Genomic DNA, 12,138 nt, shown 5'->3' with positions numbered 1-12,138 from the left:
TTCCCCCTGTTGAAGTCCACGGCCAGCCTAACGGCTTTGGCGGACAGACGGCGATGGGGAGGACTCCCCCAGCATCCCCGGAGTCAGGCGCCCAGCAGCCCGGTGGTTCGGTACGGAATGACCTCCCGCAGGAACATGCTCGTGGACGTGCGGACAATGCCGGGGCACAGCCGGATTTCCTCGGATACGCGGTAGAGGTCGTCCGGGCTTTTGGCCACCACACGGATGAGGAGGTCGGTGTCACCGGCGGGCGCGTGGCATTCCAGTACTTCGGGGATCTTGCGCAGCGCGGCGATGGCCTCGTTCAGGTGGCTCTGGTCCAGTTCGGCGCTCACTGCCGCGGCCACGCCGCGGCCCAGCGCGGAGGGCAGCACACGGCTGCTGTTGGGGCGGAGGGCGCCGGACGCCGTCATCCGTTCCAGGCGCGACTGTACCGTTCCGCGCGCCAGGCCCAGCTTCTGCGCCAGCACCATGATGGGCACCCGGGGGTCGTCGTCCAGTGCGGCGAGGATCCGCCGGTCCGTCGGATCGAGTTCCTGCAATCTGACCACTTCCTGCCTGACTGTCGCTCGTTCATTGATCAGTCTGATCAATGAAGCGCCAGCTCGTTGCGCCTACTGTAGGGCTTCTGTTGAAATGATGGCAACAAAGGATGAAGGCTACCGCCGGATCCCGCAGGCTACAGGAGCCCCGGCACACCACCCGGTCCCTGGAACAGGCTTCCCGCAAGGACGCTGCCGCTGATTGACTCTTGTTCACGCATCGTCATTCCGCAATCGCTCATCGCAAAGCAGTGCAATGGGTCCGGAGCTCCGCTTCCGGTCCCGGCACGGCAAGAGCCCCTGAGCCACCGACGCCGGACCACCGGAGTGTTCGGTAGCTGAGGGGCTCTTGTGTTGTCCGGATTAGGCTGGTGCCATGACTTCAGCCGGCCGTTTCGCTCCAAGCCCCTCCGGCGAACTCCACGTGGGAAACCTCAGGACAGCCATGCTGGCCTGGCTGTTCGCCCGCTCCACCGGCCGGCGGTTCCTGATGCGCGTGGAGGACCTGGACCGTGCCCGCGCCGGCGCTGAGGCGGAGCAGCTCCGCGATCTGGCGGCCATCGGCCTGACCTGGGACGGCGGCGTCGTACGCCAGACGGAACGCGGGCCGCTGTACGCGGAAGCGATCCGTGGCCTCGCTGCCGCGGGCATGACGTACGAGTGCTTCTGCACGCGGCGCGAAATCCAGGAAGCGCCCTCAGCTCCGCATGCACCGCAGGGTGCGTACCCGGGGACGTGCCGGAACCTCGACCCGGCCGAGCGTGAATTCAAAAGAACCATCCGTCCCGCGGCGATCAGGCTGCGCTCGGCAGTGGCCGACTGGACCGTGCAGGACCGTTTGCACGGCACGTACACAGGCGTCGTGGATGACTTTGTGCTCCGCCGCAATGACGGGGTGACCGCCTACAACCTCGCGGTGGTGGTGGACGACGCCGCCCAGGGGATTGACCAGGTGGTCCGCGGGGACGACCTGCTCCCGTCCACCCCGCGGCAGGCATACCTGGCTTCCCTGCTGAATATTCCGTTACCGGAATATGTACACGTGCCGCTGGTGGTGAATTCCGACGGCGCCCGGCTGGCCAAGCGCGACGGCGCCGTGACGCTGGCGGATTTAGCATCTGCCGGGCTCGATGCCGGCCGCGTCCGGGACATCATCCTTGAATCGCTCGGGCTCCCGGCCGGACCGCTGGCCCGTGCCCTTGCGTCGTTTGACCCCGCAGCGCTGCCGAGGGAGCCGTGGGTGTGGCCCGGCGTGCCGGACGCAGGCGCGTAGGCTGGAACCATGCCAGAAACAGGAACCACGGACGCTAGCGTCCCCCAGCCACGATTCACTGTTGAGACGGCCAAGGTCCTCGCCGAAGTTGCCCACAACCGCCAGAAGGACAAACTCAAGCGGCCGTACCGAGAACACGTCCTTGCCGTGGGTGATGCCCTGGCGGACTTCGACGACGACATCCGGATTGCCGGCTACCTCCACGACATTGCCGAGGACACCCCCATCACGCGGCAGGCCCTGCTGGAGATGGGAGTTTCCGAACGCGCGGTCGGCATTATCGAACGGGTCACCAAGCGCCTGCATGACAACCCCGACGATTACCAGGCCGGCATCCGGTTCATCGCCGAGGACCACGACGCCACCTTGGTCAAAATCGCTGACAATGCCCACAACTCGCTGCCCGAGCGCGTCAAGGCCCTGGCGGAAAAGTGGCCGGACAAGCCGCCCGTCACCCGCTACGACGAGGCCCGGCCCGTGCTTTACAACGCTGTTCCGGTGGAAGAGGTCCGGATGATCCTGGCCCGGGTGAACCCGTGGCTGCTCGAGGAACTGGACGACCGCCTGGACGAGGCGGACGACACCGATTACGAGAACCTGTCCTACGAGTCCTAGCGGACGCCCTCCCAGAGGCCCCGTTCCCACGCCCGGGGGTCGTAGACGACGTGTGACTCGGTGTTGAACAGCATGGTGGTCCTGCGCTCGAGATCGTAGCCCGGCCATCCCGGGTCGCCTGTAGAAGCGAAGGAGATCCACGCGGCGTGCATGGCATCAGCCAGCTCCTGCGGCGGGTTCGGCCCGAGCAGCGGTCCGAACAATCTGGAGTCCTTGTCCAGCGTGTCGAAAACGAACGGCACGTCCACGGCGTGGACTGCGCCGAGGCCAGGGGCGGGCCAGGCGAACTCGTACATGTACGTTCGTGCCGAGGTCAGAGACGCCTCCTTCGCATGGGCATCCGCGAGGCGGATCGCCGGAATCCTCACCCACCAGTCGGTTTCCACAGCGGCAAGCAATTCGCCGGGGGAGCTGCCCGGATAATGGGACCGATAATCGCGCTGGGCAGTGCCGGCGGGGAGCCCGTACACGCCAATCGGCGGGAAGCCGTCCACGCTCTTCGACTCCGCCAGGTCCTGCTCCGTGACCCTCGCGATCACGCCTGTGATGGCAAGGAACAGCTTCCAGTCCTCGGTATTGGTGCCCACCATGAGGTCCACTGCCGCGCTGGCGCCGGCACGAATCCGGTCAATGGGGCGCCGGGGAATGACATCACCGTCGATCGACGGCTGCCAGAGCATCGAGCTGGCCAACACCTCATGTCCCCAGTGCGCCGGGTCCGGGCGGGCAAGGAGATCCGCCTTCAGCTCCGCTTGCGCCGCGAGGAACCGCTGGGCGGGTACTGCCGCCATTGCCTCCCGGGTTTGCGGCACCCCAAGCTTCTCGGCAAGGGACCGGCCGATACGATGGGCGCTCTGGGCGGGGAGGACGTGGTGGGCAGCGCCGCTCTGCAGGATGGCGCGCCGGAACAGCCCCTCCGCGCGGGGCATCGACAGGAGAACGCCAATGCTCATGGCGCCCGCGGACTGCCCAAAGACGGTAACGTTACCGGGATCGCCGCCGAAGGCTGTGATGTTTTCGCGGACCCAGCGCAGGGCCGCGACCTGGTCGAGGAGACCGACGTTGGCCTGACCGTCGCCCAGGTCCAGGAACCCGTCGGCGCCCACCCGCCAGTTGATCACCACACAAACGACGCCGTCCCGGGCGAAGTTCCGGCCGTCATACGCCGCCGTCGAGCCGATTTCGAACGCGCCGCCCTGAATCCAGACCATTACCGGCAGCCCCGCGCGGCCGGGGTCCGGCGTCCAGACATTGAGGTTCAGGCAGTCCTCGCCGGCCAGCGCGGTGTCCCACTCCGTGCCCGCACTTTCCGGGGGAGCCAGCTGGAAGGGGGCTGCGCCGTACTGAGTGGCGTCGCGCACTCCGCTCCAGGGCTGCACCGGCTGCGGCGGGCGCAGGCGGTGCGCACCCGACGCCGGCGCGGCGTAGGGGATGCCCAGGAAACGGTGCACGCCGCCGGCCATGCTGCCGCGCAACTGGCCATGCGTGGTGTTGACGACAGTGTCCATGCGTGGCACCTCCACGGCCTGGGATTTCCGGGGTTTGCCTCCACTCTGGCAGGACGAAGCGGTGCGGTTGAAGGGCCGAAGGTCACCCCTTGGTGGTCGAGCCCGTCGAGACTTCCCGCTCCATGCGCTCCAATGCTGCGCTCATTTTGCCGGTGCCGCGCTTCTCGTCAATGACGATGGAAGCACCGAGAACCACCACGATAACGAGCAGGCAGACGGGCACCGAGGCTCCGGCGGCGGCCAGCCCCACGCTGCCTGCAAGCGCGGCGAGGACGCCGGCGGCCACGGCGATGACGGTGCGGTCCACACAGATCATCACGCTGTACAGCCACGTCAGGGAGAGTTTGAACAGGGCCACGGGCACCGCGATGCTGGCCACGGCCACGGCGGCGCTGATATGGGCCTCGTGGTCGATGTAGTAGGCCGCAACGTGCAGCCCGGCACCTGTTGCGGCGATGGCGGCGAAGATGGGGATGTGGCCGTAGCCGAAGAAGAATGATCGGTGCCGCTGGAGGTGCAGGGCCCGGCCTGCGGGCAGGATGAAGTAGATCCACCACATGGCGAAGGCCAGTGCGGTGCCGCCGAAGCCCACGAGTGCAGCGTCCACGCTCCAGCCATGGTTCGCCACGATGGCCCGGAGCGTTTCGATGGCACCGATGAGGCATTCGCCGAGGGCGATGATGGCCAGCAGTCCGTAGCGTTCTGCGATGTGGTGCGCATGCCACGGGGTCCGCATGGAACGTTCGGCCACGTACGGCGTCGCCATTTCCAGGACGTACAGGGGCACGGTCATCAGGATGGTGGTCAGCAGGTCCGCCTGGATGATCAGCACTGCGATCCAGCCGAGCTGCACCACGCCAAGGTAGGTTGCGTAGCGCAGGCAGGTCTGGCGGCGGCCCGGGTCCTGCCGCGCCGCACGCAGCCACTGGAACACCAGGGCCAGGCGCATGATCACGTAGCCGCCCACGATCACGGCGTTGTCCACATGATCGCCCTCCACCAGCGAGTGGAACAGCGGCTCGATCCCCATGGCCAGAATGAGGACGCCCAGCAGCTGGATCATGGTGACCACGCGGAAGACCCAGTCGTCCGTGTCGTACGCGCTGGCGAACCAGGTGAAGTTGATCCAGGCCCAGATCACGGCAAACATCGTGAAGGAGAACCCCAGCAGCCCGGCACCGAAGTGGGCCTCGGCGATCTCATGGGCGAACTGGCTTCCGGCCACTCCGAACGCAATCACGAAGGTGAGGTCGAAAAACAGCTCCAGCGGGGTGGCTGCCCGGTGCTGCTCATGCGGGTCGCGGCCGCCCATGCGGGCCATGGCATGCCGGAGGGGATTGTTGGACATGGCTCAAAGGGTACCGCCGGGAGCGGCGGCCGCTCCAGAGCGCCCCACTGTGAAGATCGGCCTGCTACACCCGGCCCAGCGAGTCGATGTCCTCGAGGAAGTCCTGGTGGACCTCCTTGCTTACCGTGGTCCGGGTGTCAGCGATTGCGTCGAGGTAGTCCTGGGTGGCGGGGCCCTTCCGGACCGCTGCGCGGACGGAAACGTCGCCCCCGGAAGCCAGTCCGCCGTCGTCGTACACTGCCTTTTCCAGCGCACGCTGGGAGGCGCTGCGGGCCGCGTACTCAATGTCCGCGGGGGAGAAGCCCTCGGTGCGGTCCACCAGCAGCTCAATGTCCACGTCGTCCACCACGGTGGCCGGGATGAAGCGCTGCCACATGGCTTCGCGCGCCTGGCGGTCGGGAAGGCCGATGGGGATCACGTAGTCGAACCGGCCGTGGCGCAGGAAGGCGGTGTCCAGGGCGCGGATGAAGTTGGTTGCGCACACCAGCAGGCGGCCGGGCTGTTCGCGGAAGGCCGGGATGATCTTCAGCAGTTCGTTGGTGACGCCCTGCAGCGGGGACGGCGGTTCACCGGAGCGCTGGGAGGCGATCTCTTCCACCTCGTCTATGAACACCACGGCATGTTCCAGTTCGGCGATCTCCAGGAAAGTTTCGCGGAGGGCGCCGGCCAGGCCCTTGGGATCAGCGGCGAGCCGGGAGGGGAATACTTCCACGAACGGCCATTCGAGGCGGGACGCGATGGCCTTCGCGAACGTTGTTTTGCCGGTGCCGGGAGGGCCAAAGAGGACGACGGCGCGCGGCGGCACCACGCCGAATTCGTCCGCCAGGTCCGCCTCGGCCAGGGGCAGCACCAGCCGGCGTTCCAGCAGTTCCTTTTCGTTGCGCATGCCCGCCACGTTCTCCCAGAGGTCGCGGGCCAGGATGCGGCCGCCGAGGAGGCCCAGGGGTTCGAGTTCCTGGCGCTGGACGGGGATGGTGCGTTCGAAGTACCGCAGGTTTTTCTTGAGCACGAAGCCGCGGCTGAGGAACGCCTCCACCCGGGTTTCGGACTCGGGCATCAGGGCGGACAGCTTGTTCAGCCCGTGCGGGGCCATCCGGTTTTCGACGGCGGCCAGCAGCGAGGTGCCGATCCCGCGGCCGCGGTATTCGGGGAGCGTGGCCAGGAAGACGATCCAGCCCTGGTCGTGCGCGGCGCGTCCGACGGCGGCGCCCACCACCATATCGCCCTGCACCGCCACCACGGCGTGGTCCTTTTCGCACGAGGCCAGGACCTCGGAGAGCGCGTAGACGGGCTCCACGTTGGTGGCCTTGAGCGACTCCCAGAGGTGCAGGATGCCGTCAAGGTCGGCCGAATGGAAATCCCTGATCCGCCAGGTGGTCATGAGCGTTTCTCCTGTGGTGGTTCGTCGTTGAGCCAGCGTGAACTTCTCAGCTGAGCATATGCGAACCTGCCCCCGCCCGGGGTTGCGGCGGCGTTGCATTACGCCGCCGGGCGGCCGCTAGGACGGGCTGTAGGACCGGAAGGTGACCCCGCCGTCGGCAGACTCCAGGAGCCCGGCGGACGTGGCAGCCCACACCCGGACGGCGCCGCCGGTGCCGGCCGACGCGGCAATGGCGTACACCTCGCCTTGGAGGGTTCCCCGCCGAACCCAGCTGCCACCACCGTCGCTGGACTGGTGGACGGCACCGCCCGGCTCCACCCCTACAACGTCGTTGTTGCCGACGAAGGCCACAAACCGGAGGACCGGGGCCGCCCGGTTCAGCGTCCACGTGCTGCCGCCGTCAGCGGAGCGCTGCAGCCCCTCCGCGGTGGTGGCGAGGACTACTTCGCCGCCCGGGCTGCCAGCCAGCGCGGCAGGAACGAAGGAGACCGGCACCTTTTGCCATGACTTTCCATCGGCACTGAGGCGAAGGGCGCCGTCGAACGCAACGATCCTGGATCTGGTGGTGGTCAGGGCGTGGAAGTCTGATTCCCCCTGCCTGGAGAGGGGCTCCCAGGTGGCGCCGTTGTCGGTGGAACGCATCAAGCCCAGCGGGTCCGGGAGCGTTGAGCCCTTCTCCGGGTGGCCTGAAGCGTACAACGTGCCGTGGTCTGGCCCGGCAGTGAACCCCATGAGGTCGTGGCCGGACCCGATCCGGACCGCGGGGTTTGCCGAGAGGTCGAACAGGCCGTCGTGTGTGGCGAGGAGAGGTTTACCGGTGGCCTCGTTGACGGTCAGGCCGTGGACGTGGCTGTTGGGCAGGCCTCGCTGGGGCGCCTGCTGACTGGTTTTCCCGGTATTGGGCTGCTGGCCGGCTGAGCAGCCGGCCAGCACCAGGAGGAGGCCCGTTGCGACGGCGGTGAGGCCGGTGCGGCGGGCGGCATGGGCAAAGGTCATGGCGGGGGCTCCGGCAGCTTGAGGCGGGAAAGGGAGGTGGCGCCGGACCAGGTGCGGCCCGGTCCGGCGCCGGGGACCGGCGGGCTAAAGCGTCGCCAGCAGGTCCTGCATCTGCTTGATTTCGGCCTCCTGGGCGGCAACGATTTCCTGGGCGAGCTTCACGGCGTCGCTGTTCTGCCCGTCGGCTATTTCGGCCTTTGCCATCTGCACGGCGCCCTCGTGGTGCGCAATCATCTGGGTGAGGTACAGCTTGTCAGCTTCCTTGCCCTGTGCGGCGTCGAGTGCCTTGAGGTCGTCGTCGCTCATCATGCCGGACATGCTGTGGCCTGCTTCGCCGTGCCCGGCCATGGCAGTGGGTTCATTCCAGCCCTTGAGCCAGCCGTTCATCTGCTCGATTTCCGGGCCCTGTGCGGCCTTTATTTTGGTGGCCAGTTGGGTGACGGCCGGGTTGACGCCCTGCTTGCCGAGCATCATGTCGCTCATCTCCACGGCCTGTGCGTGGTGCGGAATCATGGACTGGGTGAACAACGTGTCCGCGGAGTTGTGGCCCATGGCGTCGGGGCCGCCCGCCGGCGCGGAACTGGAGCTCATTGCCCCGTGGTCCGCGGGCATAGTTGAGGAGCCGGTGGTGGCGTTCGAGCCGCAACCGGCGAGCGTGATGATGGCGGCCAGGGCAGCGGCTGAAAGGGTGAGTGGTTTCTTCATGTGAATGGTGTCCTTCGGGAATCCGGCATGGGGCGCCGGGAGGGGCGGCTGCCGGGCTTCGGGGCGCGGGGGTCAACGCGGGGAGCCGGCATCCAGGGTCAGGCGGAAGCACCGGAAGCGTCACGGTGCAGCTCCCGGTTTTACGTCCGGCTAATGGAGAGTTCGCCGGGCGTTGGACTGCCGGGCACGTGTGTGGAGGCGTACAGCACCCGGCCGGTATCCGCGGCCGGTTCGGGGCCGGCGAACGATGCGGAGCCCGGGGGCGGGGCGGACAGGCCTGCGGTGGCCGGTGCAGGAATGCAGCTTGCGTGCGGGGCCGACATCTCACCGGTTTCGCCGGTGGAGACGCACGACGGCGGCGGTTCCGGTGCGCTGCTGCCCATGGGCCGGGCCGATGCCGGGTCCAGGGCTGCGGCGTGCACTGTGCCGTCCGCCATGGCATGCGGCGCGGTAGGTGCCGCTGCACTCGGCGCCGCGGCGTGGCTTGCGTGGGTGCCGGCGGGAACGGCCGCCAAGGCGCCCGCGCCGTGCTGGGTGTGCGAGGACGCTAAGACGTGCATGCCGATGAATCCGGCCAGGATTGCAAGGACGCCCAGAAACAGTGCGGTCCGAAGCAGGCGACTCACAGGGAACGATAGGGAGCCGGCAATGTGAGGCACAGCGTTCTCCCTTCCCTTGTTCCGTGCGCAGTGGCTGTAGAGTCCACACCGTTCAACGAAGGGTGCGGCTCTTAGATTCCCAGCGTACCCATTGTGTTCCGCAGCGTGTCCGCCGAATGCTGCAAGGCCGCCAGTTCGCCGTCGTCCATGGGCGTGTGAAGGACGCGATGCACACCGCCGCGCCCCACGACGCTGGGAAGGGACAACGCCACGCCGGAGATTCCGTAAGGGCCGTCCAGCACGGTGGACACGGGCAGCACGGCGTTCTCGTCCCGGAGCAGGGCTTCCACGATCCGCGCGCCGGAGAGACCGATGGCGTAGTTGGTGGCACCCTTGCCGGCGATGACCTTGTAGGCCGCCTGCGTCACCTCGCGGGCAGTTTCGGCCAGGTATTCCGGGGTGAAGATGCGTTCGCCGTCGGCCTCCCAGTCGAGGATGGGGACGGGGCCGATGGTGGCACCGGACCACACCGGGAACTCCGTGTCGCCGTGCTCGCCCACCATGCTGGCATGGACGCTGGCTACCGAGACGCCGGCGCGGCGGGCCAGCAGCCAGCGCAGCCTCGAGGTATCCAGCACGGTGCCGGAGGAGAAGACGCGCTCCGGGGGCAGCCCGGAGATCTTTTGCGCCGCAACAGTGAGCACGTCGCAGGGGTTGGTGACCAGGACATAGACCGCGTCCGGGGCGTGCTGAAGAAGTTGCGGCATGAGCTGTTCGAGGATGCCGACGTTCGTCCCGGCCAGGTCCAGGCGCGTCTGGCCCGGAGCCTGCTTCGCGCCGGCAGTGATCACCACGACGTCGGCGCCTTCCGTCACGGCGATGTCGCCGCCGCCGGCGACGGTGGCAGCCGCGGCGGCGAACTGGGTGCCGTGGGCAAGGTCCAGGACCTCCGCCTCGGCTTTGAGGGCGTTGACGTCGAACAGGGCGATGTTGCTGGCCGAACCGCGGATCAGGGCGGCGTAGGCCAGCGAGGTGCCCACGCTCCCGGCGCCCACCACGGCAAGTTTGGATCCTGACATGAGCTACCTCTTTCCCGGCCCCGGAGTTCCAGGACGCGCGCTGATGGTGCAACTGCCCGCAATGGCTTCATGCTACCGATTTAGCCGCCGCCACACATCAGCGCGAACGGACGCTTAAGCCACGGCGCCAAAGCGCGAACGGACACTTGCGGCCCCTCAATCCGAGGATTTCAGGGCCGCAAGTGTCCGTTCGCGCTGGTGGGAACGCGGGGCTGGCGGAGGGTTTAGCTCTTGTTCTTCGCCCCCGGGCCCGGGCGGTTGGCTACGAGCGGGTACGGGCCGGTGAAGCCGTCGCGGACCGCGGCGATCTCCAGGACGCGTTCCCGGCAGAGGCGCCAGCCCAGCATCAGTGCCGGGATGACGATGACCAGCGAGGCGATGGTCCAGGTGCCCACGGGTGAGTCGAAGGCCATGAGCACCAGAACGGCCAGCAGGAAGGCCAGCGTGATCCAGCCGGTCACCGGCGCGCCGGGCATCCGGAACGCCGGCCGGAGGAGCTCGCCGCGCTTGGCGAGCCGTGCAAGCTGCATCTGGCACATCACAATCACGGCCCAGGTGCTGATGATGCCCAGGGACGCCACGTTCAGGACGATTTCGAAGGCTTCGGCGGGAACGACGGCGTTGAGCACCACGCCGAGGACGGCTACGGCTGCGGTCAGGGCAATGCCGCCGTAGGGGACGCCGGCCTTGTTCATGCGGGCCGCGAACCTGGGCGCGGATCCGGCAACGGACATGGAGCGCATGATCCGGCCGGTGGAGTACAGCCCGGCGTTGAGCGAGGACAGCGCCGCGGTGAGGACCACCAGGTTCATGATGGCGTCCACACCCTCAACCCCGATGGAACCGAAGAACGTGACGAACGGGCTTTCGCCGGCTTTGTACGAGGTGTACGGCAGGAGCAGGGAGAGCAGCACCAGGGAGCCGACGTAGAACACCGCGATACGGAAGATGACCGTGTTGATTGCCCGGGGCATAATCTTTTCCGGGTTCTCGGTTTCGCCGGCCGCGGTGCCGATCAGTTCGATGGAAGCGTAGGCGAACACCACGCCCTGCATGACCACAATCGCCGGAAGCAGGCCGTTGGGGAACAATCCGCCGTTGTCCGCGATCAGGCTGAAGCCCACTTCCTGGCCGTCCACCGGCGTGCCGAAGATGACGAAGTAGATGCCCACCACCAGGAAGGTGACCAGGGCAACGACCTTGATGAGCGCGAACCAGAACTCAAGCTCGCCGAAGACCTTGACGGAGATCAGGTTCAGGCCGAGGACCAGGATCAGGGCGGTCAGCGCCCACGTCCACTGGGGAACGTCCGCGATGGGTGCCCAGTACTTCTTGAAGAAGTTCATGTAAAGCGCGACGGCGGTGATGTCCACGATCGCGGTCATCGCCCAGTTCAGCCAATACAGCCAGCCGGTGACGAACGCGGCCTTCTCGCCGAAGAATTCACGGGCGTAGGAGACGAACGATCCGGATGAGGGGCGGTGCATCACGAGTTCGCCGAGGGCGCGCAGGATCATGAAGGCGAAGAAGCCGCACACGGCGTAGCTGATGATGAGGGCCGGCCCGGCAGTGGCCAGCCGGCCGCCGGCACCCATGAAGAGACCGGTGCCGATCGCGCCGCCGATGGCGATCATTTGGACCTGCCGGGGCTTGAGTCCCTTGTGGTAGCCCTCATCCTCGCGGTGGAGGGAGGCTTCGGAGGCGTGGGCGTGCGCCGGGATGGTGTGGTCGGTGATGACCTGCTTTTGGGCAGTGTCCTGCTGGGGCTGTGTCATGGGGGTCCTTCGCGGTTCGGTTGGGGACTATTTGCTCAGGTTGGCCAGGCGTTGGGGGCTGAGGAGGTCTTCGAGTTGCTCGGCGGTGAGCAGGTTGTGTTCGAGGACGAGTTCGGCGACGCCTTTGCCGGTGGCGAGGGCTTCCTGGGCGATGGCGGTTGCGGTGGTGTAGCCGAGGTGGGGGTTCAGGGCGGTGACGAGGCCGATGGATTGTTCCACGGTGAGGCGGAGGTGTTCGGTGTTGGCGGTGATGCCCCGGACGCAGCGTGCCGTGAGGGTGCGGCAGGCGGCTTCGAGGTGGGAGATGCTCTTGTGGA

Annotated in this window: 11 protein-coding genes and 1 pseudogene; 2 read left to right on the top strand and 10 right to left on the bottom strand. The window is 67.3% G+C overall.

The window, feature by feature from the left end; all coding sequences use genetic code 11:
- Nucleotides 1-83 precede the first annotated feature (83 nt).
- Nucleotides 84-551, bottom strand: a complete 468-nt coding sequence (locus TV39_RS20645; RefSeq protein WP_043431192.1) for an Lrp/AsnC family transcriptional regulator — start codon at nt 549-551, stop codon at nt 84-86.
- Nucleotides 552-918: 367 nt separating this feature from the next.
- Between TV39_RS20645 and gluQRS the strand changes: the two genes are divergently transcribed.
- Together gluQRS and TV39_RS20635 are read left to right on the top strand one after the other, a co-directional pair.
- Nucleotides 919-1,815: a tRNA glutamyl-Q(34) synthetase GluQRS gene (gene gluQRS, locus TV39_RS20640; protein WP_043485463.1), complete on the top strand. Its 897-nt coding sequence runs from the start codon at nt 919-921 to the stop codon at nt 1,813-1,815.
- 9 nt (nt 1,816-1,824) lie between these two features.
- Nucleotides 1,825-2,430 (top strand): HD domain-containing protein, encoded by a 606-nt coding sequence (locus TV39_RS20635; RefSeq protein WP_043485462.1) that lies wholly within the window; start codon nt 1,825-1,827, stop codon nt 2,428-2,430.
- Here TV39_RS20635 and TV39_RS20630 read toward each other — a convergent pair.
- From TV39_RS20630 to aspA, 9 genes and pseudogenes are all read right to left on the bottom strand, one after another.
- On the bottom strand, nt 2,427-3,938 hold the full coding sequence (locus TV39_RS20630; RefSeq protein ID WP_043485460.1) for a carboxylesterase/lipase family protein: 1,512 nt from the start codon (nt 3,936-3,938) through the stop codon (nt 2,427-2,429). The genes TV39_RS20635 and TV39_RS20630 overlap by 4 nt on opposite strands.
- Before the next feature lie 82 nt (nt 3,939-4,020).
- Nucleotides 4,021-5,286, bottom strand: coding sequence for a low temperature requirement protein A (locus TV39_RS20625; protein WP_043485458.1), 1,266 nt, complete (start codon nt 5,284-5,286; stop codon nt 4,021-4,023).
- Nucleotides 5,287-5,350: 64 nt separating this feature from the next.
- Nucleotides 5,351-6,667: an ATP-binding protein gene (locus tag TV39_RS20620; RefSeq protein WP_043485456.1), complete on the bottom strand. Its 1,317-nt coding sequence runs from the start codon at nt 6,665-6,667 to the stop codon at nt 5,351-5,353.
- Nucleotides 6,668-6,784: 117 nt separating this feature from the next.
- Complete coding sequence (locus TV39_RS20615) at nt 6,785-7,663, bottom strand: F510_1955 family glycosylhydrolase (protein ID WP_043485454.1); 879 nt, start codon at nt 7,661-7,663, stop codon at nt 6,785-6,787.
- A gap of 84 nt (nt 7,664-7,747) precedes the next feature.
- Nucleotides 7,748-8,368: a DUF305 domain-containing protein gene (locus TV39_RS20610; RefSeq protein WP_043485452.1), complete on the bottom strand. Its 621-nt coding sequence runs from the start codon at nt 8,366-8,368 to the stop codon at nt 7,748-7,750.
- Between the two features lie 140 nt (nt 8,369-8,508).
- Nucleotides 8,509-8,994, bottom strand: a complete 486-nt coding sequence (locus TV39_RS21495; protein ID WP_144406494.1) for a hypothetical protein — start codon at nt 8,992-8,994, stop codon at nt 8,509-8,511.
- 104 nt (nt 8,995-9,098) lie between these two features.
- Nucleotides 9,099-10,046: an L-lactate dehydrogenase gene (locus TV39_RS20600; RefSeq protein ID WP_043485450.1), complete on the bottom strand. Its 948-nt coding sequence runs from the start codon at nt 10,044-10,046 to the stop codon at nt 9,099-9,101.
- A gap of 224 nt (nt 10,047-10,270) precedes the next feature.
- Entirely contained in the window at nt 10,271-11,821 is a 1,551-nt protein-coding gene (locus TV39_RS20595; protein WP_052500650.1) for an amino acid permease, read from the bottom strand.
- 27 nt (nt 11,822-11,848) lie between these two features.
- A pseudogene (gene aspA / locus TV39_RS20590) lies at nt 11,849-12,138 on the bottom strand (aspartate ammonia-lyase); the annotation flags it as partial.

The organism is Arthrobacter sp. SPG23 (assembly GCF_000876655.1).
Taxonomy (GTDB): Bacteria; Actinomycetota; Actinomycetes; order Actinomycetales; family Micrococcaceae; genus Arthrobacter.
Note: the sequence above shows the minus strand (reverse complement) of the source record. Positions and strands in the feature narration are given on the sequence as shown.